Origin of the sequence: Mesorhizobium waimense, from assembly GCF_003601975.1 — a bacterium.
Lineage (GTDB): Bacteria > Pseudomonadota > Alphaproteobacteria > Rhizobiales > Rhizobiaceae > Mesorhizobium > Mesorhizobium waimense.
On the sequence record NZ_QZWZ01000003.1, the window covers coordinates 67,915 to 93,569 of the forward strand.

The following is a 25,655-nucleotide window of genomic DNA, read 5'->3' on the forward strand; positions in this document are numbered from 1 at the left end:
GGAGCGTCGGCTACGCCCGCAGTCGCTTGCCTTCGGGATCGAACGGCGGATGCGACAGCAGGATCGCCTCGTGCGGCCGCCCGAGTATCGCGACCGATACTTTGTCGCCGGGCCTCGCCGAGCCTGCCTTGACATAGCCGAGCGCCAGCGACTGCTCGACGAAGTAGCCATAGGCGCCTGATGACACCTGGCCGATCGGCGTGCCATCCGGCAGGAAGATCGGCTCGCCGCCCGTCGCATCGGCATCCCTGGCGTCGATCGACAGCATGATGAGTTCATCGCGCGCCGGCCTGTCGGCGATGGCGGCATAGGCGTCGCGGTTGAGGAACTCGCCCTTGTCCATTTTGACAAGCCGGTCGAACTTGACCTCCTGCGGCCAGTATTCTGGCGAGTATTCGCGGCTCCAGCTGCCATAGCCTTTCTCGACGCGCAGCGACATCAGGGCGCGCGAGCCGACCGGCCCGGCACCGACTTCGCTGCCGGCCTTGAGCAGGGCACTGTAGAGCTCGATCTGGCTGGCGGCCGGGCAATACAGCTCCCAGCCAAGATCGCCGGTGAACGAAACCCGCAGCGCCACCACATCGACACCAGCGACCGTGATCTGGCGCGAGCGCATGAACGGAAACGCCTCCGTCGACAGATCGGCATTGGTCAGTCGCTGCAGCAATTCGCGTGACTTGGGACCGGCGACGTTGAAACCGGCCAGTTCCTCGGTGCGCGAGCGGAACGTGGTGCCTTCGGGCAACGGAACCGCCTTGAAGAACCTTTGATGGAAGCGCTCGGCCATGCCCGAACCGAACACCATGAACTGGTCTTCGGCGAGCTTCGTCACGGTGAAGTCGCCGGCGATGCCGCCGCGCTTGCCGATCAGCGGCGTCAGACAGGAGCGGCCGATTTCCGTCGGCATGCGGTTGGCAAACAGCGCGTTGAGCCAGGCTTCCGCGCCAGCTCCCTTGACCTCATATTTGGCGAAGTTCGACACGTCGATGATGCCCGCATGTTCGCGCAGCATGCGCGCCTCGCGGCCCACAGGTCCCCACCAGTTCTGGCGGGTGAAGCCGATCGTCTCCTCGCGCGGCTCGCCCTCGGCGGCGAACCAGAGTGGGTGCTCCCAGCCAAAATTGAGGCCGAAGGCGGCGCCCATCTGCTTTTGCATATCATAGGCGGGGCGGGTGCGGACCGGCCGCCCGGCGGCGCGTTCCTCGTTGGGGAAATGGATCTTGAAGCGGTGGCTGTACTGATCCTGCACGCGGGCCTTGGTGAAGGCCTTGCCGGCCCAGTGGCCGAAGCGCGCCATGTCCCAGGCGAACATGTCGAGCGAAGGCTCGCCCTCGATCATCCACTCGGCCGCCAGCTTGCCCATGCCGCCCGACTGCGAGAAGCCTGGAATGATGCCGTTGCAGCAGAAGTAGTTCTGCAACTCCGGCACCGGACCAAACAGCACGGCGCTGTCAGGCGACCAGATCATCGGGCCGTTGATGACGCGCTTGACGCCTGCCGTGCCGACAGCGGGAACACGGGCAATGGCGCGCATCATGTTGTCTTCGATGCGGTCGAGATCGTCGGGAAACAGTTCGTGACCGAAGTCGAGCGGCGTTCCTTCCTCGGCCCAGAACTTCATGTTGCGCTCGTAGGCGCCGATGAGCAGGCCGAGCCCTTCCTGGCGCAGATAATATTCGCCGTCGCGGTCGGCGACCGAGGGCAACCGTCGGCCCATAGCCGCGATTTCCGGGATGGTCTCGGTGACGAAATACTGGTGCTCGGTGGGGATCAGCGGCAGTTGCAGGCCGGCCATTGCGGCGACCTCGCGGCCCCACAGGCCGGCGGCGTTGATCACCCATTGCGTGCGGATATCGCCCTTCGGCGTGCGCACGATCCAGCTGCCGTCAGGCTGCGCCTCGGTGGCGGTCACCGGCGTGAAGCGATGGATCTCGGCCCCGCGCTGGCGCGCGCCAGTTGCATAGGCCGCGGTGACGCCTGACGGATCGACATTGCCGCCTTCCGGCTCGTACATGATGCAGCGTATGCCGTCGAAATCGACCAGCGGATGCAACCGCTCGGCCTCGTTCCGGTCGACTTCGTAGAAATTCATCTTGTAACGCCGCGCCTTGGCTTCCTGGAGCCGCAGCTGATGCTCGCGCGCTTCGGTCTGGGCGAGATAGAGCGAGCCCGGCTGGAAGATGCCGCAGCCCTGGCCGGTCTCGGTCTCCAGCTCCTTGTACAAGGCCATGGTGTAATGCTGCAGCCGGCTGATGTTGGTGGAATCATGCAGGCCGTGAATGTTGGCCGCCGCATGCCATGTCGAGCCGGACGTCAGTTCGTCTCGCTCCAGCAGGACGACGTCGGACCAGCCGAATTTGGCGAGATGATAAAGGATCGAGCAGCCGATCAGGCCGCCGCCAATGACGACGGCTTGTGCATGAATACGCATGTCCTGAATTCTTTCCTTTGTTCTCTATTCCGGCGCTTTGACCAGCGCCTTGCCAGTTTGTGTTGCCATGGTCGACTGGGCCGATGCTGCAGTCGAATTTGCTCCTCAAGGAAAGTGCTAGCAGTTGCGACCGCTAGTGCCGAGCGCGAACCGTTTGGTGCGTCCGGCGAAACCCAGGGGCGCCGGGGCACCCCTGGGCATCCATCGCGACGGCTCGCTATGCCTTGTCGAGCCAGACCTTATCCAGCTGCAGCTCGAAGGTCTGATGCATCTTGAGGTTCTTCACATAGACAGCGTGGTGACGGTAGAGCGAGCGCCAGAACGACTGCACGAGGACACCTGAGTCCTGCAGGATAAACTCGACGTCCTTCATCAGCTCCTTGCGCTTGGCAGGATCGGCGACGGCAAGTGCGGCATTGAGCTTCTTGTCGAAGTCGGGATTGGCATAGCCGGACTCGTTCCAGGCTTCGCCGCTGCGATAGGCAAGCGCCAGCACCTGCACGCCGAGCGGACGCATGCCCCACTCGGTGGTCGACCACGGATATTTTGTCCAGTCGTTCCAGAACGAAGTGCCGGGAATGATGGTGCGCTTCACCTTGAAGCCGGCTTCCCGCATCTGCGCGGCGACGACATCGCCAGGATCCTTCACATAGTCGGCATCGTAGGAGATGAGCTCGAACTCATGATCCATCTGGCCGGCCTCGGTCATCAGCGCCTTGGCCTTGGCCAGATCGCGCGGCACTTTCGGCAATTCAAAATATTCCGGATGGATCGGGCAGACATGGTGGTTTTCGGCGACCTGCCCAAGGCCGCTGTAGCCGAGCTTCAGCACGGTCTCGTTGTCGACGGCGAGCTGGATGGCGTTGCGCACCCGTTTGTCGTCATAGGGTTTGTTGGTCACATTGGTGCGCAGCACGATCGTGCCGGCGGTGACGACGGATTCCTTGACCAGGCCCATGCTGTCGTAGAGGTCCACGGTGCCGCCGACCGTCTGATAGTTGCAGTCGATCTCGCCGGCCTCGAAGGCGCTGCCGATGGCGGGGTTCGAAGCGTCCGACCCGTAATCGGTCCAGTCGACACCGTCGAGATAGGTCTCGCCGCCGAACCAGGTGAAGTCCTTGCGCCGCCTGACCGAGGCCGACTCGCCGACCTTGTACGAGATGAGCTCGTACGGACCGGTGCCGGGCGTCTTCGTCATGTCAGCGCCATCCTTGTCGAAGTTGCGGTGAACGATGATCGCCGGATAGTCCGCCATGCCCGGAATGATGGTGACGTCGGACTGGCTGCATTTCAGCTTCACCGTATGCTCGTCGACCTTGGTGATGGCGCCGGCAATGGCTTTCTTGGTGGCCGGGTCGATCAGCGTGCCCATGCGGCCGGCCATCGAGTTGCCCTCGGCCGCCTTGTCGCACCAGCGCTCGATGTTGTGGACGATGTCGTCGGCATTGAGCTCGTCGCCGTTCGACCACTTCACGCCCTTGCGCACATGCAGCGTGTACTCGGTGGCATCGTCACTGACCTCCCAGCTCTCGATCAGATGGCCCTCGAAGGTGAAGTCGGTGGTGTAGCGGATCATGTAGTCATTGCACTGGCGCATCACGTTGGCCATTTCCGACCAATCCCACAGGCGTGGGTCCTTCATGTCCTTGATGATCATCTGCATCTTCAGGATGCCGCCCTTCTTGCCCGGTTCCGGGGCAGCGGCCCGGGCGGGTGCGATGCCGACCATCGAGTATGCAAGGGCCGTCGAGGCGCCCATCGCGCTCGCCATAGCCAGGAATTCGCGGCGATCCATCCTGCCGCTTTTGACTTCGTCCGCGTAGCTTTCGATGACGGCCGGGACGCGGTCACCGTTGCTCTTGAAAATCGTCATTGTGATTCTCCGGTTTGGGCTTTCCGCCCGTTACATTCCCCATTGCGTCGAGGATGTTAGAGGCGATGCAAAAATCCCGGAAGGGCTCAAGCCCGAGCAAACCGCAGAAAACCGGCTATTGAGGCCTAATAAAACAATGCCATTGACGTCTCAAATTTTTTCGTGCGAAGGCGATCCCCGACAATCGACACTTCAGGCGCTGTCCTCCTGGGCGCGTGAAAGGATCCATTCCCGCACCGTGCGCGCGATGGTTCCCTTCGAAAGCTGGTTCTCTGTGAGGTAGTAATTCCAAGGGCTCGGCGGCCGGATCGGGAACGGTTCGACGAGCAGTCCTCGCCGCAAATAGGCGTGGGCAAGCGAGCGCTGGGTGGCGACGAGCCCGGCCCCCATGGCGGCCAGTTCGAGCGCGATGTTGGAGGCGTTCGTGGTCAGGCCCTTGTCGTAATCCTCCATGTCGACGCCAAGCGCCGACGTAACGACCTGCCAGTATTCCTGGCGGCCATGCACGAAGATCCAGTCCACCTTGAGGATGTCCTCCGGCACCTTCAGCGCGTGCTCGCCACCCAGCAGTGCCGGCGCGCAGAGCAAAACCAGATCGTCATTCCAAAGCGGGATGCCGGCTGGCGGACGGTCGTCGAAACGCCGCGTCGAAATCGTAATGTCAGCGATCTGTTCGCTGAGATCCTCCCAGATCGTGCCATGCAGCACGATCTCGATTTCGGGATGCTTCTTGCGAAAGGCGGCCATGCAGCCGGCCAGCCAGTTCTCCGCCAGGCTCATCGGGCAGGACACGACCACCGTGCGGTTGCGCGACGAGGTGACGATCGCCTCCGTCGCCTGATCGATCTGATCGAGCGCCTGGCGCAAAGTCGGCAGGAACGCCTCGCCCATCTCGGTCAGCTTGAGGCTGCGCGGATAGCGTATGAACAGCTGCCGGCCGATGTAGTGCTCGAGCGAGCGGACATGCGTGCTGACCGCTGCCTGCGTGTAGCCAAGTTCCTTGGCAGCCAAGGTGAAGCTCAGATGACGGGCCGAACTCTCGAAGGAGCGGATATAGTTCAGAGGGGGCGGCGGCTTCATCTCGAACTCCTGCGACATATGTGGGAGGTATCCTACGGGGATAGGTATCCCACGGACGGGCCGCCGTTCAATCGCGCGCAGGCGACGAGACGTAGATATTTTTGGCCAAAGCCGCCAAACTAATTGCGTGAATGTGCGATGGACCCAAATTAATGATGTCGTGACGACAGAGGGAGTGGAGCCAGTGGCAGTGTCGCCCCATCGGCGTGAAGGGCCTGATGCGAGTGCCGAAATTGCCGTTCGCCTGGCCGACTTCGTGTTGCGGCGGCCAGCTTCGGTTTTCCCGACAGCGGTGCTGGAACAGGCGCGCTACCTGCTACTGGACACGATCGGGATTGCCATTGCGGCCGGCCCGATGGAAGCGGGCAGGATCGCTCGCGACGCCGCAACCTTGCTCTACGGCGCGAGCGACCCACAGCATTCGGCGCGCATGCTGTTCGACGGCCGCCGCGTCAGCATAGCGGGTGCTGCCTATGCGGCGGCGACCCAGATCGACAATCTCGACGGTCATGACGGATACAGCCCGACCAAGGGTCATATCGGCGTCGTGGTGGTGCCGGCGCTGGCGGCACTTGCCGAGGCGCTGCCCGACCTCACCGGCCCGGATGCGCTGGCGGCGCTGGTCGTCGGCTACGAAGTCGCCGGCCGGGCCGGCATCGCGCTGCATGCGACCGTGTCGGACTACCACACCTCAGGCGCCTGGAATGCGCTCGGCGTGGCGGCCGTTGCAGCGCGCCTGCGGCGGCTCAGCGACGGGCAACTGCGCGAGGCGCTTGGCATTGCCGAATATCACGGCCCGCGCAGCCAGATGATGCGCGAGATCGCCACCCCGACGATGCTGCATGACGGCTCGGGGATCGGCGCCTTGGCCGGGCTGTCCGCCGCCGTGCTTGCCGAACGCGGCTTCACCGGCGCGCCGGCGATCACGGTCGAGGCACCCGAAGTCGCATCGCATTGGCAGGATCTCGGCGCCTTCTGGCAGGTGCTGCACCAGTATGTGAAGCCCTATCCGATCTGCCGCTGGGCGCATGCGGCCATCGACGCGACGCGCGGGCTTTGCCTGGCGCATCATCTCGCGCCGACCGACATCAAGCACATTCAGGTCAACAGCTTCCACTATGCGGCAACGCTGTTCGACGGCATGCCGGACACGACGTCGAAGGCGCAGTACAGCCTGCGCTTCGCCGTTGCGACCTTCGTCATGCATGGCCGCATCGGGCTGGAGCACATTTCCGGCAACGGGCTCGAGAATGCTGCCGTCGCCGATATGCTCAGCCGCATCACGGTCTCGGAGTCCGAACGGCACAGTGCCCGCTTCCCGGCAGGCCGCTGGGCCGACGTCGTCATCACCACGACCGACGGGCGGGTCCTGATGTCGGGCGACGTCCATGCGCGCGGCGGGCCGGAGGCGCCGCTGGCGGATGCTGAAATCGAGGCCAAATACATGGAATTCGCATCGCCTGTGCTCGGACAGGGCCGCGCCGGTGCGATCCGCGACGCGGTGCTCTCGCTCGGCGAGCGCGACAGCCTCTTCTCCGATCTCTCGCCATTGCTCTACGATCCTCCGGTGATCACCAAGATGCTCCAGCGGCCAGCGTGGTAGTAGCCGGACGGCAGTAGCGGTGGTCGGACACCGCACCGAACACCATCACGCACAGAGGACATCCATGACCCGCCCGCAAGGAACCATCGCACCGATCCTGACGCCGTTCGACAATGACGGCAGGATCGCCCGCGATCTCTGGGTATCCCATGCCAAATGGGTGCTCGACCAGGGCGCGCATTTCCTGTCGCCCTTCGGCACCACGGGCGAGGCGCTGTCGGTTTCGTCGCGCGAACGCATGCAGGCGCTGGAATGGCTGGTCGAGGCCGGCATTTCGCCGGGACGGCTAATGCCCGGCACCGGCGTCACGGCGCTGCCCGAAACCGTCGAACTGTCGGCGCATGCGGTCGGTCTCGGCTGCGCCGGGGTGATGGTGCTGCCGTCGTTCTTTTACACCGCCGCCGGCGACAACGGCCAGGCCCGCTACTACGGCGAACTGATCGAGAAGGTGGCGAACCCTGCGATGCGGATGATCCTCTACCACATCCCGCAGAATTCCGGCGTGCCGGTGAGCCCGGCCCTGACCGCCCGACTGAGCGAAGCGTTTCCCGACACCGTCGTCGCCTACAAGGACAGCGCCGGTGACTGGAACAACACGGCGGCGGTGATTGCAGCAGCACCAAAGGTCGCCGTCTTCCCGAGCTCGGAAGCGCAGCTGACCAAAGGCCTCGCCAGCGGCTCGGCGGGCTGCATCTCTGCGACCGTCAACCTCAATGCCGCGGCCATCCGGGCGGTCTACGATGCGGCGCGTGCCGACAAGGATTTTGCCGAAGCGGACGCGGCGATCAAGGCGTTCCGGAAGGTGATCCAGGATGCCGGATTGATCCCGGCGATGAAGGCAGTGCTTGCCGTGCGCTCCGGCGACAGGCGCTGGCTGAACCTGCGCGCGCCGCATGAGAATGCGACGCTCGAAAGCGGCGAGAAACTGCTCGCCGCGCTCGGTCCTTCGGCCGATCACATCGGCCGGAGCTGAGACCGGCATCATGTCCCCTCGCCCGTCCGTCATCCTGCATACCGACCGACCGGAAGCAGCACTTGCCGTGCTCAAGGAGACGCACCCGGATCTCGCGGTCCATGCCTGCGACAGCTACGCCGCTCTTCCCCAGATGATCGAGCGCGTGGCGGCGGAAGTTGTCTATTCCGTCCGCTTCGACGGCACGCCGCGATATCCGCGCCAGGCCCTAAGCGAAAGCCCGACGGTGAAATGGGTCTCCGTCGGCGGCTCGGGCACGGATCACCTCGGGCCCTGGGATCCGAAACGGCTGACCGTCACCAATTCCGCGGGCGTCGCCGCCGGCATGCTGGCGGAATACGCGCTTGGCGCGATGCTCTCCTTCTCGCTCGACTTGCGCGGCTTTGAACGCCGCCAGCAGGCGCGCCTCTGGGGTGGCGGAGGCCGCGTCGAGCCGATCGAAGGCAAGACGGCTCTTATCATCGGGTTGGGCAAGACGGGCACGGCCGTCGCAGGCCGCGCACAGGCGATGGGGTTACACACGCTAGGCATTCGCGCGCGTCCAAAACCCATGCCGTGCCTCGACGAGGTGCATGGGCCAGACGCTCTGCTGGCGCTTACTGGACGCGCCGATTTCATCGTCTGCTGCGTGCCGCTGCTGCCCAGCACACGCGGCCTGCTCGGCAAGGCGGCGTTTGCCGCGATGAAGCCTTCCGCCGTGCTCATCGATATCTCGCGCGGTGGGGTGGTCGAGGAGGTCGCGCTGCTCGAAGCCCTCGACGGCAAGACGATCAAGGGCGCCGCGCTCGACGTCTTTGCGACCGAGCCGCTGCCGGCCGACCATCCTTTGTGGGGCTACGACAACGTCGCCGTTACCCCGCATTGCGCGGCGATCTATGACGGCTGGGACGTCAAGTCGGTGCGCATGTTCGCCGACAATCTGACGCGCTATCGCAGCGGCGCGCCGCTGGAGAACGTGGTCAATCCGGAGCGCGGCTACTGAGCCGGGAGGAAGGCAGTCTTATGTCACAGGACAGGCGCGGCGGCGGCCGCAGGTCGAGACTGGAACGCGGCGGCGGCGGCATCGCGCAGCTGCCGTGGCAACATGTGGAGAACCCCTACCCGCCCATGCAGCTTCTGGATGAGGAGCGGATTGAGCGGCTGCACGACACGTCGATGCGCATCCTGTCGGAGCTCGGCATCCGCGTCATGAGCGATCGCGTGATGGACCTGTTCGCCGCGGCAGGCGCCATCGTCGACCGCGAGAACAAGACCATCAGGGTGGATGAAAGCCTGGTGGCCGAAGCGCTGCGGGCGGTTCCGTCGTCCTTCACGCTGACCAGCCGCAATCCTGAGAAGCAGGTCCATCTCGGCGGCAATTCGCTGGTCTTCGGGCTGGTGGCCGGCCCGCCCAACGTGCATGACCGGATCAATGGGCGCCGCCAGGGCAATCTGCCCGACTACCAGAACTTCATCCGGCTGGCGCACCACTTCAACGCCATCCACATCATCGGCAACCAGGTGGTTGCGCCGATGGAGCTGCCGGCCAATTCGCGCCATCTGGACACCTACCACGCCAATTTGACGCTGAGCGATCTCTCCTTCCACTGCACGGCGATCGGCCGCGCCAGGGCGATGGACGGGATCAACATGATGGCGATCGCGCGCGGCATCAGCGTCGAGGAGATGCGGACGTCGCCGGGCGTGACGACGATCATATCGATCAATTCGCCGCGCCTGTTCGACGACGCCATGGCCGAGGGCCTGATCGCAATGGCCGAGCACGGCCAGCCGGTGACGGTCACGCCCTTCACCCTGATGGGGGCGATGACGCCGGTGACGCTCGCGGCAGCCCTTTGCCAGCAGAATGCGGAAGCGCTGTTTGGCGTGGTGCTGACGCAGTTGGTCAATCCGGGCACGCCGGTGATGTATGGGGCCTTCACCTCCAATGTCGACATGAAGTCGGGCGCGCCGGCCTTCGGCACGCCGGAGAATGCCAAGGCCAACATCATCGCCGGACAATTGGCACGGCGCTACAAGCTGCCCTACCGAACCTCCAATGCGAATGCGTCGAACGTGGTCGACCTGCAGGCGGCCTACGAAACCGAGATGGCGACATGGGGCGCGGTGCTCGGCGGCGCCAATTTGATCTACCACGCGGCGGGCTGGCTGGAGGGCGGCTTGACGGCTTCCTATGAGAAGCTAGTCCTCGACGTCGAGATCCTGCAGAACATGATAGAGTTCCTGCGGCCGCTGCCGTTCCAGGAGGACGATCTCGGCTTCGAAGCCATCAAGTCCGTGCCGGCCGGCGGCCATTTCTTCGGCGCCGAGCACACCATGTCGCGCTACACGACCGCCTTCTACCAGCCGATGCTGTCCAACTGGCAAAACCATGGCGCCTGGCAGGAAGCGGGCGGCAAGGACGCGCTCGAACGCGCGACAGAACTCTGGCAGCAGGCACTGCATGACTATGAGGAGCCAGCCATGGACGCTGCGATCCGCGAGGAGCTCGACACCTATGTCGCACGCCGCCGCGAAGAGATCGCTGCCAATCCGGAAGGCTAGGCGGCGGAACGAGGAAATGCCTGATGCCCCATGACCTCATCCTGCGCAATGCGATCTTGATTTCAGGCGACGGTTCGGCGCGTTTCGAGGCAGATCTTGCCATTGCCGGAGACCGGATCGCCGCCATCGGCGAGTTAGGTGATGCGCGCGGCGTGCAAGAAATCGACGCTTCACGCAAGATCGTCGCGCCGGGCTTCATCGACGTGCACACCCATGATGACGGCGCGCTGCTGGCGCCGCACGGCATGGACCCGAAGATCAGCCAGGGCGTGACGACGGTGATCGCCGGCAATTGCGGCATAAGCCTCGCCCCGCTGCTGCTGGACAGTGCGCCGCCGCCACCGTTCACGCTGGTCGGCGGCCAGGAGAATTTCCGCTTCGAGCGTTTTGCCGACTACGTCGCCGAGCTGAGGCAGCGCGGCATCGCCACCAACGCGGCTCTGCTCATCGGCCACACGACCTTGCGCCAGCGCGTTATGCCGGTGACTGACCGTGCGGCCAATGAAGCGGAGACGGCGCTGATGCAGGAAGCCGTCGCGCAGGCGATGGCCGAGGGCGCCTTCGGGCTCAGCACCGGTCTCGACTATCCGCCGGCCGTCAACTCCTCGACCGAAGAGGTCAAGGCGCTGGCAGCCACAGCAGCAAGCCTCGGCGGACCCTATGTGACTCATACGCGCAACTATTTCGAGACAATGGACGAGGCGATCGAGGAGGCCATCGACATCGCCGACCATGCCGGCGGCAAGCTGGTCATCTCGCACCATCAGTGCACCGGCCGTGCGAATTTCGGCAAGAGCCGGCCCTCGCTCAAGCGCATCGACCGCGCGCGGCAGACGATGGACATCGGCATGGATATCTATCCCTATGCGGCGAGCTCGACCGTGCTCAGGCTGGAGCGCTGCGATACCGGGCTGAAGATCCTCATCACCTGGTCCACGCCGCATCCCGAAATGGCCAGGCGCGAAATTGCCGACATCGCCCGGGAATGGAATTGCACCGAACGCGAGGCGGGCCAGCGGTTGCTGCCCGCGGGCGCCGTCTATTTCCAGCTCGACGAAACGGATGTCCGCAACATCCTCGCCCATACGCGCACCATGATCGGCTCGGACGGCCTGCCGCACGACATCCACCCGCATCCACGCCTGTGGGGTACCTTTCCGCGCGTGCTTGGCCACTATGCCCGCGATGTCGGACTGTTCAGCCTGGAGGAGGCCGTGTATCGCATGACCGGCTTGCCCGCTTGCGAATTCGGAATCGACCGACGCGGTATGCTGGCGGTCGGCAATTTCGCCGATCTGACGATCTTCGACCCGCAGACGGTCATCGACACCGCGACCTTCGAAGAGCCGCGCCAAGCCGCCGCCGGCATCGAGCATGTCTTCGTCAATGGCGTATCCGTATGGCGCGACGGCAAGGCGACTGGAGCGCTGCCGGGCGCGGTCCTCAAGCCCTCCGCCTCAACGAAGCCCATCACAGCGCTTCGTAGAGCCGGTCGACGGTTTCCAGCGTGTAGGTGAATTCCACCGGCCGGGTACAACGCCAGCCGTCGAAGGTCTGGCCGACCAGCGCCTTCAGTGCCTCTGGCATGCGAAGGATGCCGCCGCCATAGAGGCGGTTGGCCATGTCGAGCATCCCGGTGCGGTGCATGGCCTCGGTCATGCTGCCGCAGGCCTCCTTGACCAGCCAGACCCGAAAACCCTGATAGACCGCGTCGAAGACGCTCTCGCTCACGCAGCTGTCGGTCAGCACGCCGGTGACCATCAGGCTTTCGATCTTGAGGTCGGCGAGGCGCTGCATGAGATCGGTCCTGCGGAAGCAACTCGGCCAGTGCTTGTGGATGACGATGTCGCCCGGCAACGCCGCCACCTCGGCGCAGATCTGCGCGCCATTGCTGCCGGCCACGGCCGAACGAAATTCCTCGGTCAGGATTTCCTCCTGCCTGGCATAGCCATCGCGCTCCTCCGGCTTCACCCAGGCCTGGGCGTGGATGACCGGAACTCCCGCCGCACGGGCCGCGGCGATCAAGCGGGCGGCATTGTCGAGCACTGTGTCATAGCCGACGACCGGCCACGCGGCGCCGGGGCGGTATTCGTTCTGCAGGTCGATGACGAGCAAGGCGGTCGTGGCAAGGTTCATGGCTGTTCCAAATTGTCGTAGTCGGTGACGAAGCGAAAAAGCAGACGGATCGCCTGGTCGAGATCGGCGATGTCCATCGCTTCATGCGGATTGTGGCTGCCGTTCTCGTTGCGCACGAACAGCATGGCGGTCGGGACGCCGGCGGCGGCAAAGGTGGCCGCGTCGTGCCCCGCGCCGCTCGGCACATGCGGCACGCGCATCCGCAGATCGCTGGCGGCGCAGTCCAACCGCGTGATCAGTGTCGGCGACATGGTTGCGGGCTCCCAGGTGAAGCGCGGCCCGGCTTCGAAGGTGACGCCGCGCCTGGCGCCGACTTCGGCGAAGAGCGCGTGAAGCCGCGCCTCGATCCGTTCCAGCACGGCGGCGTCGGCGCTGCGCACATCGAGCGTGAAGCGAAGTTCGCCGAGCACGCGGCTGCCGCCATGCTGGCTCGGATCGGATTCCACCCGGCCGAAGGTGATGGTGGCTTCATGGCCTTCGCGCTCGAGCGCGTCCCATTCTTTTTCCAGGCCGGTGACCAGATCGGCGAAACCCAGCACGCTGTCATGCCGGGCAAAGCGCGGCTCGGCGCCCGAATGGCCATAGGCGCCGAGACACCTGGCATCGACATAGCGGAATCCACCGGCGATCCCGGTGACGATGCCGACCGGCACGTCTGCGGCAACGAGGCGCGGACCCTGCTCGATATGGACTTCGACGAAGGCGGCGATGCGGCCGGCGTCGATACCGGCAACGCCGCGCCTGACAGCGTCGGGATCGAAGCCTTCCTCCCGCATATGTTCGGTCAGTGTCCGGCCACTGTCCGATCTCCGCGCTTCCAGCGCCTGCGGCTTCAGCAGACCCAGCGCCGCCTCGCTGCCGGGATAGGACAGCGGAAACCACACCGCCTCCTCGGCCCGGGTCGCCAACAGGATGAGATCGCGCGCGGGCTGCATGTTCTGACCGACCAGTTCGGCCATCACCGCAAGCCCTGCGACGACACCGGCAGCACCGTCGAAATTGCCGCCATGCGGTACGCTGTCGAGATGCGAGCCGATAACGATCGCCGGCAGATCGGGGTTGCGGCCTTTCAGCGTCAGATAGAGATTGCCGGCGGCATCGACACGCGCCGATGCGCCGAGCTTTTCCGCTTCGTCGCGGACCATTGTATGGGCAAGCCGCTCACCCGGACCGTAGGCGACCCGGGTTATGCCCGGTGCGTCGGTGGTGGCTTCGGCCAGCCTTTCCAGCACCTGCCCGGCCAGCCTGCCGCCCGCCGTCAGGCTGGTCATGACGCGGAAGCTTTCCGAAGGGCAGCGCTTCGCAGCCGTTGCGGCGTCAGGTCCGCAAGCGCGACGCCTTGCCTTGCGACATCATCCGGAAGGCCGCCGCCCGCCATCAGGCTGGCGCAGACGCGCGATAGCGCGGGTGAGGTCTTGATGCCGTAGCCGCCCTGCCCGACCAGCCAGACGAAATCCGGAACCTCGTCGTCGGGCCCGACGACCGGCGACCCGTCGGCTACGAAGGTCCTCAGGCCGGCCCATGAACGCGACACGCGCTGCACCTCAATCGTGGTCGCCTGGCCGAGGCGCTCGGCGCCGATCGCGACATCGATATCCTCGGGATAGGCATCCATCGGCTCCGACGGTGTCGCATCGGCCGGCGAGGCCAGCAACTGGCCGGCATCGGGCTTGAAGTAGAATTCGGCGCCGACATCGTTGACTAAAGGCCAGTCGGTGATGCTGACGCCGTCGGGCGCCGGGATGTTGAAGGCGGTGCGGCGCTTCGGCTGCAAGCCGATCGGGCGCACACCGGCCAATTCGGCGACCTCATCGCCCCAGGCGCCGGCGGCATTGACGATAAGCGGCGCGAGGAATGTTCCTGCCTGGGTTTCGACCCGCCATTGGCCGCCTTGGCGGCTGATCGCCTTGACGCCGGCATTGGTGACGACCCGCGCGCCGCGCGAGCGGGCGTTGCGCAGATAGCCCTGATGCAGGCCGTTGACGTCGATGTCCATCGAATGCGGTTCGATGTAGGCCCCGGCGAGATAGTCGGCGCGCAGCACCGGCACGCGCGCAATCGCCTCGGCAGGCGTCATGGCGACGATCGAGGGAACCAGCGCCTGCGCCGACTCCAGCTCCTGATGCAACAGGTCGAGTTGATCGCTGCGCGCCACGGTGATCATGCCGCGCTTGCTGAGCAGCGGGTAGTCCGAGAAGCCGGCCGGCGGCTCGGTCAGGAACGCACGGCTTGCCAGCACGATGCGGCGGATGACGCCATTGCCGTAGTTTTCGGTAAAACTCGCCGCCGAGCGGCCGGTGGTATGGTAGCCGCAATGGCTTTCCCGCTCGAGCAGCAGCACCTTCTTGGTGCGCGAAATCTCAAAGGCGGCGCCGGCACCGGCAATGCCACCGCCAATAATGATGACCTCGGTTTGCTCGGCGGCGCTCACAAGAACCCTTCCTTCAACATGGCTGCACCGGCATCGTCACGCGATACGGCAGGCGGCTCTCCCAGGCGTCCGCGCCGGGCACGGTCGCGGGCGCCGCGGCCCTCGGCGAGATTGTCGGCCGGCGCATTCTGCCGAGCGCAATCCTCCAAGGCGAGATCAGTCACCACAGGCACCGGCTTGCCGGCGATCTCGACGCCCTTCAGCCGCGCCCACACGGCACGGCGCTTGCGCACTTGATGCGATTGCAGTTCGCCGAGCTCGGCAAAGCTGGTCTCGCGCTTGGTCGTCAGCGCGCCGGCGGCAACGGCCGCATCGAACAGCTCCAGCCCGCGCCTGGTGCGCACGATGATGCCGTTGAGCGGCTCATCCTCGACCGCCGGCCCGCCATTCAGCCAGGCGTCCGAGACGGCGATATCCGCCACCTGCCCGATCGCGTCGGGGCAGATCTTGCAGCGCGGCTGGATCATCCACTTGTCCTCGTCTTCCCACAGCTGCCGGTAGCTGAGTTCGAAGCCGCGGCCGTCCCTGGTCTCGATCCGGTTGAGGCCGGGATTGCCATGGCCGCGGTAGCGGAACAGCGCGAGCTCGTCCTCGGTGAGGCCAAAGCGTTGCAGCGCCTGTTCCGATTTCGACAGGTCGGAGGCGCCGCCGCAGACGAAGGCCAGCGCATAGCGCATCAACTCGTCGACGCGCCGATCGAGCCGCGCCAGATTGCGCACCGCGGTGACGTCACAGGGCTTGGCGATCAGCGCGAAGGGCTCGCAACGGTCGAGGATTTCGCTGAAATCCACCAGTGGTGCCGCAGGCCCATAGCGCGAGCCGGCGCCTTCGAGCACCGAGGCGGCGTCGAAGCTCAGGTGGCGTTCGCTGCGCATCGGCGCCGACCGCGATGCCGCGACATGCAGGATGAACTTCACGCGTCCGGAGTTGAGCAGGAACTGGCCAAGAGCCGTCAGCACGCCGCCGCCCGAGCCGCGAAACTGCACCGTCGGATCGCCGGCGCTACCGAGAACCAGCCGTTCGGCGGGACCCCAGACGGTGTCCATCAACCTGGCATCGCTTGCCTGCGCCGGTGGTGGACCCGCGATCCGCGTTCCCGGGCAAACAGCATTGATCCGCATCAAGGTCGACATATCGAGCGCCTGCCGGGCCACCGGCCGCTCGCGTCCTTCGGGCGTCATGACCATCTCGACCGCACCGAGACCGGCAAGCGACCGGCAAAGTCCGCAGCCGATGCACAGCCCGTTCTCGACGATCTCGCTCAACGACAAGGGATCGGACGGAGTCCGTTCCATGCGTTGCAACCGACTGGCTTGACTGAGGCCCACCGGCGTCAGACCTGTTCCGCGATCAAGCGATACTGATCCGGGCGACGATAGAGCGCGAAGTCGAAATTCACCTTTCGACAAGTCGTGATCAGGTCGAGATCGGCGCGATGGAGGACGACTTCGTCTTCGAGCGACAGCGCCTGTGCGGCGATCTCGCCTGTCGGCGCGATGATGCAAGAGCCGCCGATCAACGCCTGGCCGTCCTCGAGCCCGGCCTTGGCGGCGGCCGCGACCCAGAGCGTGTTCTGGTAGGCGCCGGCCTGCATCGGCAGATGGTTGTGGAACATGCGCAGATGCGCCAGCGCCGGCGCCTCGTCGAGCAGCAGCGGCGTGTTGTAGCCGAGCAGCACGACTTCGGCGCCGTTCAGGCACAGCATCCGGTAGGTTTCCGGCCAGCGGCGGTCGTTGCAGATCGCCATGCCGACGCGGACGCCGCGATAGTCGAAAACCGGGAAGCCGAGATTGCCCGGCTCGAAATAGCGGCGTTCCAGATGCGTGGTCGTGCCTTCTTCCGGCTCGGCTGAGCCCGGCACATGCATCTTGCGGTAGCGGCCGATGAAAACGCCGTCCGGTCCGACGAGGTCCATGGTGTTGAAACGGCGAGTGCGGCCGTCCTCATGCGCGAGCTCGCAGTACCCGAGTGCGAAGCCGACCTTGAGACGGGCTGCGGCATCGTAGAGCCGCTGCGTTTCCGGCCCCGGCATCGACCGTTCGAAGAAGGACTCGATCTCGGCGGTATCATCGATGCGCCAGCGCGGAAAGAAGGTGGTCAGCGCCATTTCGGGGAAGACCGCGATCTCCGCGCCGGCGGCTGCGGCCTTCTCCAGCAGATGGACAAGGCGGCCGACAGTCTCGGCACGCGAGGCACTGCGCTGGATGGGGCCGGTCTGGCAGACCGCTATGGTCAGGCATCTAGCCATGGCGTCGTCTCCTCGACAGGTTTTCCAGATTGAGCCGGATCGGCGGCGGTGCGCGGCACGAAACGGCCGAAGCCCGGCTGCGACCGAAGCACGCCGTCGGCAATCACCGGAACCCCGCGCACCAGCACCGTCGTCGGCTTGCCGGTCACGTTTCTTCCCTCGTAGGGCGTGAAGTCGACGCGCGAATGCAGGGCGGCATGGCCAAGCGCCCAGCGCGCCGTGGGGTCCCATATCGCCAGGTCGGCGTCGAGCCCAACTGCGATCCTGCCCTTGGCGTGCGCTAGTCCATAGATCGACGCCGCTTTGCGCGACGTGAGATCGAGATAGCGGGCAAGCGTGAGGCGACCGGTCACCAGCCCTTCCGAGAACAGCAGCGGCAGGCGGGTCTCGATGCCGGGAATGCCGCTCAGCGTCGTGGTGAAGCCGGGCGTCTCGGCCCTGCCGACCTTGTCGGCGAAAAAATAGGGGGAGTGGTCAGAGGACCAGAGGTCGATACCGCCATCGATCAGCTCCCGCCATAGATGCTCCTGGCTGCGGGGCGAGCGCGGCGGCGGCGAAAAAACGAAACGGGCGGCATCCTTGCCCGGACGGTCAAGATCGGCCGCGCCGACGAACAGATATTGCGGACAGGTCTCGGCGACCACATCGACGCCGCGCGTGCGCGCCCGCGCAATCTCCTCGGCCGACTGCCATGAGGAGACATGGACGATGGTCATGCGCGCGCCGGTCATTTCGGCGAAGGCCAAAGCGCGATGCGTCGCCTCGCGCTCCATGGTCTCGCTGTGGGCGACGACATGGTAGCGTATGTCGGTGCGGCCGAGATCGATCAGCCGTTGGCGCGTGCGCCGGATGGCGGCGTCATTCTCGGCATGGACCATGACGATCCAGCCGAGGCCGCGCGCGGCGTCGAGGATCTTGAAGAAGAGATCATCGTCGACCGCGAAGCCCTGATAGGTCATGAACAGCTTGACCGAGGCGATGCCGCGGCCGGCGAGCTGCGCAAGCTGTTCCTCGACATCGGAACCGGTGCCCATCGTGACCACGGCATGCAGCCCGTAGTCGATCACCGCTCGGCCCGCGGCACGGTCGAGGGCGCGATCCACGGCGCCAATCGTGGTCATGTCCGGACCCGGCATGCCGAACGGGACGATGCAGGTCGTGCCGCCGAACGCCGCCGAGATGGTGCCGGACTCAAAGTCGTCGGCATTGCCCGCCCCGCCCCAGACCGGCTGGTCGAGATGGCAGTGGGCGTCGATGCCGCCGGGCATGACCCAATGGCCGCCGGCGTCGAGCTGGGACTGACCGGCCAGGCCTGTTCCGATAGCAGCGATCCGGCCTTCGTCGATGCCGATGTCGCATTCGGCAAAATCGTCGTCGAGGGCAACGCGACCGCCTTTGATCACCAGCTCATGCATTGGTTTTGCCGCCCCCTTCGCGGACAGGCCCCTCAGCCGACGGCCGCTGTGACCATGATCTCGACGCGGTACTGATCGCCGGCGAGGCGCGCCTCCACCGTCGCGCGCACCGGCATGGCGCTGCGGTCGATCCAGGCGTCCCATGCCGCATTCATCATCTCGAAATCGGCAATGTCGCGCAGCCAGATCTGGGCACTCAAAAGCTTCGACTTGTCGCTGCCGGCCTTGGCCAGAAGGGCATCGATCTTGGCGAGGATTTGCTTGGTCTGCGCGGTGGTGTCGCCGGAAAGGTCGTCCGCCGTCAGGCCGGCGACGTAGACGGTGCCGTTGTGGCGAAGCACCCGGCAGAAGCGTTGGCCGTTCTCAAGACGTTCGATCGTCATGCAGTTTTCTCCCTTGGCGGCTTTCGATCATGGCAGATTGACCATGGTACGGAGCGGACAAAACGACTGTAAAGCCTGGGAAGCGGCATGGTGCTGCTTTCCGTGACAAGGATGGCCAAAAAAATTAAGGTCATAGCCGTGTCAATCTTCGTTTGTGGCGCGCTTGGCGGGGTATAGCTTCTGCAACCAGCCGCGGATCAGCGGCACCGCCAAGGGGGAGCCGCCGTAATGCATGACGATGCCGTGCCGATTGTCTGGGCCGCGCCGATTGTCGTGCCCGGGCCGATTGTCGGGCTCGTCTCCCGTCGCCGGCGCGCATCGTAGCCGGCCGACAGCGGCATTCATGGGATCGATCGCTCAATCCGCGATGCGCTTGTGGCGGAACGCCGAGCGCTCCCGCGCCATGCTGCCGATCATGGTCAGCATCTGTCTCGCTTGCATAGGCAGCGCCATGCTGACGACCGCGGTTTCGTTCTATCTGGGCAAGCCCGGCATCGCGCCTGACATGGTGCAGATCGTGCTGACCGCCTATCCGATCGGCTTCCTGATCGGATGCCTGGTGACGCGCCCGCTGGTGGCCCGCTACGGCCATGAGCGAACATTCGTGCTGATCCTTGCAACCGCACTGCTGTCAGCTGCCGGTTTCGTCTTCACCGACTTCGTGCCGAGCTGGTTCTGCTTCCGACTGCTCGGCGGCATGTCGATGGCCTCGATGTTCGTGATCTGCGAGAGCTGGATCAACCTCTATGCCGAGCAGCACAATCGCGGCGCGATGTTTTCGATCTACATGCTGACGACGGCGATCGCGGTGCTGCTCGGCCAGATCCTTGTCGCGCTTGTCGGTCCGACATCACCGCATCTGTTTTCCGTCGCGGCGGCGATGGTGCTTCTGGCGTTCGTCCCCAAATTCGCCGGCCGGCGCTGGCCGGCGCTGCCTTCGGTGCCGGCCGAACCGGCGCAGACGACCGGAGCCGACAGAAGGCTCGGGCCGCTGGCGCTGTTCAGGCTGGCGCCGGTGACGGTCGTCGCCATTTTCCAGGGCGGCATCACTAACATGAATGTCTTCGTGCTGACGCCCATCTATGGGACGCAGATCGGACTGTCGGCGGCGGCGACGGTCTGGCTGGTGACCACGATAAGCATTGCCGGCATGGTCGCGCAGACCCCCGTCGGCTGGCTGTCGGACCGGTTCGACCGACGCCTGATCCTGCTGGTGCAAGGGCTGGTATCGGTGACGGCCTGCGCCATGATCGCCTGGGTCGGAGCTGTTTCGGTGCCGCTGCTGTTCGTGCTGTTCTTCGTCTATGGCGCCATGGCGTTGACTATCTATCCGGTGGCCATGGCGTTCGGGGCATCGCAACTTCATAGCCGGCACATGGTCGCAGCGTCCGGCACGCTGCTTCTGCTCTATTCGATCGGCAATGTCGCGACGCCGGGCGTTGCCGCCGGACTGATGGCGCATATCGGGCCGCCGGCGATGTTCCTGCTGCTTGGCGGCGGCGCGGTGCTGGTCACGCTTGCGGCCTGCTACAATCTTCTGCGCCGGCCGGTCGCGACGCCGATCGTGCAAGCTGTCGAGGACCAGGTCTGATGACGAACAATCCCGCGACGAACCGCCTGAAAGACAATGTTGTCCTGGTCGCGGGTGCCGCAAGCGGTATTGGCGCGGCAATCGCCCAGCGCTGCATTGCCGAAGGCGCAAGCGTGGTCTGTGCCGACTACGATGCCGGGGCTGCAACGGCGCTTGCCGACAGGCTTGGCGCTTCAGCGATCGGCTGCCGCTGTGACGTAACCGACGCTCTCTCCGCCAGCAGCGCCGTCGACATCGCAAAGGAGCGCTTCGGCCGGTTGGACGGGCTGGTGCACAACGCCGCCGCACCGTCGACGAACGCCACCGTGGTCGATCTCGATGAGAGCGCATGGCGACGCGAGCTCGACGTCAGCCTGACAGGCGCGTTCCTGATGAGCAAGTTCGCGGTGCCATTGATCGCCGCAGGCGGTGGCGGCTCGGTGGTGTTCATCGGCTCGCAATTCGGACGCGTCGCCACCACCAGGGCCGTTGCCTACTGCGCCGCCAAGGCCGGGTTGATCCATCTCGCCAAGGCGATGGCGGTCGACCATGCGCCCGACAAGATCCGCGTCAACAGCCTGTCGCCCGGTGCGGTGGCGACCACGCGGCTGTTGCGCAGATTTCCAGACTTCGATGCGGCCAATGCAGGTCTCGGTCCCGCCCATCTGCTCGGCAGGATCGCAGAGCCGGATGAGATCGCCGCGGCGGCGACCTTCCTGCTGTCGTCGGACGCATCCTTCGTCACCGGCTCCGACATGCTCGTGGACGGCGGCTATGCGACACGCTGACCTCGACACTCTTCATTCACGTTCAAAGGAGTTCCCATGACCCTGCTTGTCACCGGCGGCACCGGCTTTGTCATGAGCGTGGTTGCGCGCGAATGGCTGGACCGCGACCCGCAAGCCCGCGCCGTGATCCTGGATCGCTCGGGGCTCGACGCGATCGCAGAGACATTCTTCGCCCCGGTGCGCGACCGCCTAACCGTGCTGACGGCGGACATATTGGAGCCTGCCGCCTGGGCGGCAGCGCTCGATGCGCAAAACATCACCGGGATTGTCCACGGTGCGACGGTGACGCCGAATTCGCGCCCGAGCGACCCGCAGATGCAGCCGGAGGCCCACGATCCGGCTTTGATTGTCGACGTCAATCTGATGGGCACGGTGCGCATGCTGGAATGGGCGCGCAGCCGTCCCGGCATCAAGCGCTTCGTCTACGTCAGCTCCGGTTCGGTCTATCGGCATAACGGGCCGGACTGGAACGGCGAGCCGCTGCCCGAGGACGGCTATGTGGCGCCGCTGACGCTCTACGGCATCTCGAAATTCGCGGCCGAGATGGTCACCAACCGCTACGCCGACCTGTTCGGCCTTTCGGCCATTTCGGTCAGGCTGTCGTCGGTCTACGGCCCGATGGACCGCGTCACCGGCAGCCGCAGTGTCCGTCATTTGCCGAACCGCGTCGCGCATATGGCGCTGGCGGGCGAAACGATCCGGCCAATCAGTTTTGAGCCGCTCGGCGACTATGTGCTGTCGAGCGACGTCGCCAAGGCGATCATGGCGCTGCTCGATGCCAAAAACCTGCGCTACCGGCACTACAATATCGGCAGCGGCACAACGGCAACGGTCGGCGATTTCATCGGCTGGGCGGCCGAGCGCGTTCCCGGCCTCAAGGCCGAGGTCAGCGCGACCGAGGGAGCCAACATCGTCATGAACCCGGCGCTGAAGACGGGCATGTGGGGCGAATACGACCTTGCCCGGATCGAACGGGACACGGACTGGCGGCCGAGGCCGGCCAGGCAGGCCTTCCATGATTACATGGACTGGATCGCCGCCAACGAAGCCTGAGGAGGACAGCCGATGCCGACCGATCACCAGCAGCCACGCGACTTCGTCGGTTACGGGCCGCATCCGCCTTTCATGACCTGGCCGGGCGGTGTCAAGCTCGCCATCAACCTGGTGCTCAACTACGAGGAAGGCTCGGAGTATTCCTGGCTCGAGGACGGCCGCAACGACAATTGGGGCGAATACAATCTCGCCAGCAGCCCGCCGGTGCGCGACCTCGGCACCGAGACGCATTTCGAATATGGCAGCCGCGCCGGGGTTTGGCGGCTGGCCCGGCTGTTCGACCGCTATCAGATCCCGGTCACCATCTCCGCCTGCGCCGTAGCCCTGGAGCGCAATCCGGCGGTGGTCGAATGGATGAACGCGCGGGGACATGACCTGCTCGGCCACGGGCTGCGCTGGGTCGACTACACGACGATGGAGCGGAGCGAAGAAGAGCGCCAGTTGCGCGAGGCGGTGGCGCTCTATGAGAAACTGATGGGCAGGCGGCCTTTGGGCTGGAACTGCCGCTCGTTTCCGAGCGTCAACACGCGCGACCTGCTGGTGCGGGAGGGTGGCTTTCTCTACCACTCCGATCCCTGCAATGACGACCTGCCCTATTTCCTCGACCATCAGGGCACCGAGATCCTCGTCGTGCCCTATTCCAAGGCCCTCAACGACAGCCGCTATCTGGTGGCGCCAGGCTACAGCAATCCGCGCGACTTCGCCGAGGATTGCCGCTCGGCGATCGACTACATGCTTGACGAAGCGGACGAGACCGGCGGCCGCATGCTGACGATGGGCATCCACGCCCGCTGGATGGGCCAGCCCAACCGGGCGTCGGGGCTGCGCGAGGTGATCGAACATGTGAAGCAGAACCCGGCCGCCGCCTTCATGCGGTGCGAAGATATCGCGCGCTTCTGGCTCGAGAACCATGCGCGCTGCGAGCAGCGCGGCTGACGGCATGTTCGAGACGCTGATCAGGGGCGCCACAGTCGTGAATGCCGATGGGCTCGACCGGCGCGACGTCGGCATCGCCGGCGGCAAGATCGCGACGCTCCTTCCACCTGGCGAAAGAGCAGAAGCCAAGACGGTGCTGGACGCTTCGGGCAGCCTGCTGCTGCCTGGCCTGGTCGATGCCCACGCGCATCTGCGCGAACCAGGCCTGACGCACAAGGAGGACTTTTCCTCCGGCACGCATGCCGCGGCCCTCGGCGGCGTGACGACGGTGCTCGACATGCCAACCGACGAACCATGGACGGCCACCGCCAGACAGCTTAGCGACAAGATGGCGATGGCCGACGGCCGCATCCATGTCGATGTTGGCTTGCAGGCGGTGGTCAGCCACGACCTGTCGCTCATCCCTAGCCTGCTCGAGTTGGCGCCTGTCTCGTTCGAACTGTTCACCGCTGATGTGCCCGAAGACTTCCTGTTTCCAACCTTCGATGCGGTTGCCGGGGCTCTGCGGAGTTTCGCTGGGGCCGACACGCTAATCGGCATTTCGCCTGGCGATCAATCCATCCTGGCCAGCAGCATTGAACGCAACCACGCGGGAAGCATCGCGGCCTTTCTCGACAGCCGGCCGCCGCAGGCGGAAGCCGGCGGCATAAGGCGGGCGGTGCTTGCCGCCGCCAGGACGGGGACGCGTGTCCATGTCCGGCAGATCAACTCGGAACTGGGCGTGGAGGCCTGGAGCCGGCTGCGCGACAGGGCGGATGCCAGCGTCGAGACGACGCCGCAGAACCTGTTCTTCAGCGCCGAGGACTACGAGACGCAAGGCGCCAGGCTGAAGGGCTCGCCGCCCTTGCGGTCGCAGCAGGACGTCGAGCGCCTGCGCACTGCGCTGAAGGCCGGGCTGATCGACTTCGTCGCCACCGATCATGCTCCGCATGCTCCGGCCGAGAAAGCAGCCAGCTACGCGGCTTTCACCGACATTCCGGGCGGCATGCCGGGGCTGCAGACGCTGCTTCAGACCATGCTGAAACTCGTCGACGACGGGCTCATCACACTTGCCGATGTGGTGCGCCTGTGCGCGCGTAATCCAGCGGAGCGCTTTGGCCTCGGCCGGCGCAAGGGACGGATCGCTGCCGGCTATGACGCCGACATTTTGATCGTCGACCCGCGACAATCCAGTTCCATCTCGAATGCGGAGCAAGTTTCCCGCGCGGCGTACACGCCGTTCGACGGCTGGACGGTTAAGGCGCGGTTGACCAACGTCTTCCTGCGCGGCCACGAGATCGTGCGCGACCAGAGGCTGGTTGGCCTGGCGCAGGGAAAGATCGTCACTCGGGAAAGCTGAGCAAGTAATGGCCCTCCTCAAAGACAAGGTTGCGATCGTCACCGGCGCTAGCTCGGGCATCGGCCGCGCGATCGCCTTGAAGTTCGCGGCGGAGGGCGCCGCGGTGATCATCGCCGACACCGTCGAGACGCCGATCGAGGGCGGCGGCCAGAGCACCGCCGCCCTGATCGAATCGAGCGGCGGGACGGCGATGCATAGCGCGACGGACATTTCCGACTGGAACGCGGTCGATGCGCTGGTCACTGCCACCGTCGCCCGCTTCGGGCGGCTCGACGTGATGGTCAACAACGCGGCGATCTACACCAGCACCAACCTCATCGAAACCTCGCCCGAACAATGGAGCCGCGTCATCGGCGTCAACCTGACGGGCTTCTTCTACTGCTGCAAACGCGCGGTGATGCAGATGCTTGCCCAAGAACCCGTCAATGACGTGCGCGGCCGCATCATCAACATTTCCTCGCAGCACGGCATGGTCGCCTGCCCCGGCGATTTTCCCTATTCGGTGAGCAAGGGCGGCATCGTGCAGATGACGCGACAGATCGCCGTCGATCACGCCGACGACCTGATCGTCTGCAACGCCATTGCGCCCGGCAAGATCATCACCGGCAAACCGGGCGTCGCCAACGACCCCGGCGCGCTCGACTATTCACGCAGCCGCACACCCTGGCCGCGGCTCGGCAGTCCGAACGATGTGGCGGGCGCCGCCCTGTTCCTTGCCAGCGACATGGCAAGCTATGTCACCGGCATCAACCTGATGGTTGACGGCGGCTGGATGGCCGGCTGACGGAAGAAGCAATCAGACTTGATCTCTCCTGTCTCTTCATGGCAGGCGATCAAGTGAGGTCTCTTGCG

Annotated in this window: 21 protein-coding genes; 11 read left to right on the plus strand and 10 right to left on the minus strand. The window is 65.2% G+C overall.

Features of this window, described 5'->3' with window-relative positions; all coding sequences use genetic code 11:
- Nucleotides 1–10: 10 nt before the first annotated feature.
- The 3 genes from D3227_RS05500 to D3227_RS05510 all read right to left on the minus strand — a co-directional run bounded on the left by D3227_RS05500 (nucleotide 11) and on the right by D3227_RS05510 (nucleotide 5,384).
- Nucleotides 11–2,431 (minus strand): GcvT family protein, encoded by a 2,421-nt coding sequence (locus D3227_RS05500; RefSeq protein WP_120013124.1) that lies wholly within the window; start codon nucleotides 2,429–2,431, stop codon nucleotides 11–13.
- A 217-nt stretch (nucleotides 2,432–2,648) separates the two neighbouring features.
- Nucleotides 2,649–4,304: an ABC transporter substrate-binding protein gene (locus tag D3227_RS05505; protein ID WP_120013125.1), complete on the minus strand. Its 1,656-nt coding sequence runs from the start codon at nucleotides 4,302–4,304 to the stop codon at nucleotides 2,649–2,651.
- Nucleotides 4,305–4,496: 192 nt separating this feature from the next.
- A complete protein-coding gene (locus D3227_RS05510) occupies nucleotides 4,497–5,384 on the minus strand; it encodes a LysR substrate-binding domain-containing protein (protein WP_120013337.1) in 888 nt (295 codons plus the stop codon).
- A gap of 184 nt (nucleotides 5,385–5,568) precedes the next feature.
- Here D3227_RS05510 and D3227_RS05515 point away from each other — a divergent pair, with 184 nt between their 5' ends.
- The 5 genes from D3227_RS05515 to D3227_RS05535 all read left to right on the plus strand — a co-directional run bounded on the left by D3227_RS05515 (nucleotide 5,569) and on the right by D3227_RS05535 (nucleotide 12,021).
- The gene (locus D3227_RS05515) at nucleotides 5,569–6,987 is read left to right on the plus strand and encodes an MmgE/PrpD family protein (protein WP_245451656.1); all 1,419 of its coding nucleotides are present in this window, start codon (nucleotides 5,569–5,571) and stop codon (nucleotides 6,985–6,987) included.
- 64 nt (nucleotides 6,988–7,051) lie between these two features.
- Nucleotides 7,052–7,960, plus strand: coding sequence for a dihydrodipicolinate synthase family protein (locus D3227_RS05520; RefSeq protein WP_120013127.1), 909 nt, complete (start codon nucleotides 7,052–7,054; stop codon nucleotides 7,958–7,960).
- A 10-nt stretch (nucleotides 7,961–7,970) separates the two neighbouring features.
- Nucleotides 7,971–8,942: a D-2-hydroxyacid dehydrogenase gene (locus D3227_RS05525; protein WP_120013128.1), complete on the plus strand. Its 972-nt coding sequence runs from the start codon at nucleotides 7,971–7,973 to the stop codon at nucleotides 8,940–8,942.
- 20 nt (nucleotides 8,943–8,962) lie between these two features.
- The gene (locus D3227_RS05530) at nucleotides 8,963–10,504 is read left to right on the plus strand and encodes a trimethylamine methyltransferase family protein (RefSeq protein ID WP_120013129.1); all 1,542 of its coding nucleotides are present in this window, start codon (nucleotides 8,963–8,965) and stop codon (nucleotides 10,502–10,504) included.
- A 23-nt stretch (nucleotides 10,505–10,527) separates the two neighbouring features.
- The gene (locus tag D3227_RS05535; protein ID WP_120013130.1) at nucleotides 10,528–12,021 is read left to right on the plus strand and encodes an N-acyl-D-amino-acid deacylase family protein; all 1,494 of its coding nucleotides are present in this window, start codon (nucleotides 10,528–10,530) and stop codon (nucleotides 12,019–12,021) included.
- Here the strand turns inward: D3227_RS05535 and D3227_RS05540 are convergent.
- From D3227_RS05540 to D3227_RS05570, 7 genes are read right to left on the minus strand one after another with little or no spacing between them, the layout of a single operon-like run.
- Nucleotides 11,975–12,640, minus strand: coding sequence for a cysteine hydrolase family protein (locus D3227_RS05540; protein WP_120013131.1), 666 nt, complete (start codon nucleotides 12,638–12,640; stop codon nucleotides 11,975–11,977). The genes D3227_RS05535 and D3227_RS05540 overlap by 47 nt on opposite strands.
- Nucleotides 12,637–13,911, minus strand: coding sequence for a Zn-dependent hydrolase (locus D3227_RS05545; RefSeq protein ID WP_120013132.1), 1,275 nt, complete (start codon nucleotides 13,909–13,911; stop codon nucleotides 12,637–12,639). The genes D3227_RS05540 and D3227_RS05545 overlap by 4 nt, the downstream gene beginning before the upstream one ends.
- Nucleotides 13,908–15,071, minus strand: a complete 1,164-nt coding sequence (locus D3227_RS05550) for an NAD(P)/FAD-dependent oxidoreductase (protein ID WP_120013133.1) — start codon at nucleotides 15,069–15,071, stop codon at nucleotides 13,908–13,910. The genes D3227_RS05545 and D3227_RS05550 overlap by 4 nt, the downstream gene beginning before the upstream one ends.
- Nucleotides 15,068–16,366 carry a Coenzyme F420 hydrogenase/dehydrogenase, beta subunit C-terminal domain gene (locus D3227_RS05555; RefSeq protein ID WP_245451657.1) on the minus strand — a complete coding sequence of 433 codons (1,299 nt, stop codon included), beginning with the start codon at nucleotides 16,364–16,366 and terminating at the stop codon, nucleotides 15,068–15,070. Before D3227_RS05555 ends, D3227_RS05550 begins: the two co-directional genes overlap by 4 nt.
- Before the next feature lie 38 nt (nucleotides 16,367–16,404).
- A complete protein-coding gene (locus D3227_RS05560; protein WP_120013135.1) occupies nucleotides 16,405–17,319 on the minus strand; it encodes a nitrilase-related carbon-nitrogen hydrolase in 915 nt (304 codons plus the stop codon).
- Nucleotides 17,304–18,734, minus strand: a complete 1,431-nt coding sequence (gene hydA, locus D3227_RS05565; RefSeq protein ID WP_120013136.1) for a dihydropyrimidinase — start codon at nucleotides 18,732–18,734, stop codon at nucleotides 17,304–17,306. Before hydA ends, D3227_RS05560 begins: the two co-directional genes overlap by 16 nt.
- A gap of 32 nt (nucleotides 18,735–18,766) precedes the next feature.
- Complete coding sequence (locus tag D3227_RS05570) at nucleotides 18,767–19,117, minus strand: RidA family protein (RefSeq protein WP_120013137.1); 351 nt, start codon at nucleotides 19,115–19,117, stop codon at nucleotides 18,767–18,769.
- Between the two features lie 343 nt (nucleotides 19,118–19,460).
- On the opposite strand from D3227_RS05570, the gene D3227_RS05580 reads away from it, so the two are divergent.
- From D3227_RS05580 to D3227_RS05605, 6 genes are read left to right on the plus strand one after another with little or no spacing between them, the layout of a single operon-like run.
- The gene (locus tag D3227_RS05580) at nucleotides 19,461–20,708 is read left to right on the plus strand and encodes an MFS transporter (RefSeq protein ID WP_167480608.1); all 1,248 of its coding nucleotides are present in this window, start codon (nucleotides 19,461–19,463) and stop codon (nucleotides 20,706–20,708) included.
- A complete protein-coding gene (locus D3227_RS05585) occupies nucleotides 20,708–21,475 on the plus strand; it encodes an SDR family NAD(P)-dependent oxidoreductase (RefSeq protein ID WP_120013139.1) in 768 nt (255 codons plus the stop codon). The genes D3227_RS05580 and D3227_RS05585 overlap by 1 nt, the downstream gene beginning before the upstream one ends.
- Before the next feature lie 36 nt (nucleotides 21,476–21,511).
- Nucleotides 21,512–22,528 (plus strand): NAD-dependent epimerase/dehydratase family protein, encoded by a 1,017-nt coding sequence (locus tag D3227_RS05590; protein WP_120013140.1) that lies wholly within the window; start codon nucleotides 21,512–21,514, stop codon nucleotides 22,526–22,528.
- A 12-nt stretch (nucleotides 22,529–22,540) separates the two neighbouring features.
- Nucleotides 22,541–23,464, plus strand: coding sequence for a polysaccharide deacetylase family protein (locus tag D3227_RS05595; RefSeq protein WP_120013141.1), 924 nt, complete (start codon nucleotides 22,541–22,543; stop codon nucleotides 23,462–23,464).
- Nucleotides 23,439–24,803 carry a dihydroorotase gene (locus D3227_RS05600; protein WP_245451658.1) on the plus strand — a complete coding sequence of 455 codons (1,365 nt, stop codon included), beginning with the start codon at nucleotides 23,439–23,441 and terminating at the stop codon, nucleotides 24,801–24,803. The genes D3227_RS05595 and D3227_RS05600 overlap by 26 nt, the downstream gene beginning before the upstream one ends.
- Before the next feature lie 7 nt (nucleotides 24,804–24,810).
- Nucleotides 24,811–25,587 (plus strand): SDR family NAD(P)-dependent oxidoreductase, encoded by a 777-nt coding sequence (locus D3227_RS05605; protein ID WP_120013142.1) that lies wholly within the window; start codon nucleotides 24,811–24,813, stop codon nucleotides 25,585–25,587.
- The last annotated feature ends 68 nt before the right edge of the window (nucleotides 25,588–25,655 follow it).

Excerpts from the sequence above, each read along its gene's own strand:
- D3227_RS05500 (WP_120013124.1), bottom strand. The coding sequence starts at position 2,431 with ATGCGTATTCATGCACAAGCCGTCGTCATTGGCGGCGGCCTGATCGGC.
- D3227_RS05505 (WP_120013125.1), bottom strand. The coding sequence starts at position 4,304 with ATGACGATTTTCAAGAGCAACGGTGACCGCGTCCCGGCCGTCATCGAA.
- D3227_RS05510 (WP_120013337.1), bottom strand. The coding sequence starts at position 5,384 with ATGAAGCCGCCGCCCCCTCTGAACTATATCCGCTCCTTCGAGAGTTCG.
- D3227_RS05520 (WP_120013127.1), top strand. The coding sequence starts at position 7,052 with ATGACCCGCCCGCAAGGAACCATCGCACCGATCCTGACGCCGTTCGAC.
- D3227_RS05525 (WP_120013128.1), top strand. The coding sequence starts at position 7,971 with ATGTCCCCTCGCCCGTCCGTCATCCTGCATACCGACCGACCGGAAGCA.
- D3227_RS05530 (WP_120013129.1), top strand. The coding sequence starts at position 8,963 with ATGTCACAGGACAGGCGCGGCGGCGGCCGCAGGTCGAGACTGGAACGC.
- D3227_RS05535 (WP_120013130.1), top strand. The coding sequence starts at position 10,528 with ATGCCCCATGACCTCATCCTGCGCAATGCGATCTTGATTTCAGGCGAC.
- D3227_RS05540 (WP_120013131.1), bottom strand. The coding sequence starts at position 12,640 with ATGAACCTTGCCACGACCGCCTTGCTCGTCATCGACCTGCAGAACGAA.
- D3227_RS05545 (WP_120013132.1), bottom strand. The coding sequence starts at position 13,911 with ATGACCAGCCTGACGGCGGGCGGCAGGCTGGCCGGGCAGGTGCTGGAA.
- D3227_RS05555 (WP_245451657.1), bottom strand. The coding sequence starts at position 16,366 with ATGGAACGGACTCCGTCCGATCCCTTGTCGTTGAGCGAGATCGTCGAG.
- D3227_RS05560 (WP_120013135.1), bottom strand. The coding sequence starts at position 17,319 with ATGGCTAGATGCCTGACCATAGCGGTCTGCCAGACCGGCCCCATCCAG.
- hydA (WP_120013136.1), bottom strand. The coding sequence starts at position 18,734 with ATGCATGAGCTGGTGATCAAAGGCGGTCGCGTTGCCCTCGACGACGAT.
- D3227_RS05570 (WP_120013137.1), bottom strand. The coding sequence starts at position 19,117 with ATGACGATCGAACGTCTTGAGAACGGCCAACGCTTCTGCCGGGTGCTT.
- D3227_RS05580 (WP_167480608.1), top strand. The coding sequence starts at position 19,461 with ATGGGATCGATCGCTCAATCCGCGATGCGCTTGTGGCGGAACGCCGAG.
- D3227_RS05585 (WP_120013139.1), top strand. The coding sequence starts at position 20,708 with ATGACGAACAATCCCGCGACGAACCGCCTGAAAGACAATGTTGTCCTG.
- D3227_RS05590 (WP_120013140.1), top strand. The coding sequence starts at position 21,512 with ATGACCCTGCTTGTCACCGGCGGCACCGGCTTTGTCATGAGCGTGGTT.
- D3227_RS05595 (WP_120013141.1), top strand. The coding sequence starts at position 22,541 with ATGCCGACCGATCACCAGCAGCCACGCGACTTCGTCGGTTACGGGCCG.
- D3227_RS05600 (WP_245451658.1), top strand. The coding sequence starts at position 23,439 with ATGCGCGCTGCGAGCAGCGCGGCTGACGGCATGTTCGAGACGCTGATC.
- D3227_RS05605 (WP_120013142.1), top strand. The coding sequence starts at position 24,811 with ATGGCCCTCCTCAAAGACAAGGTTGCGATCGTCACCGGCGCTAGCTCG.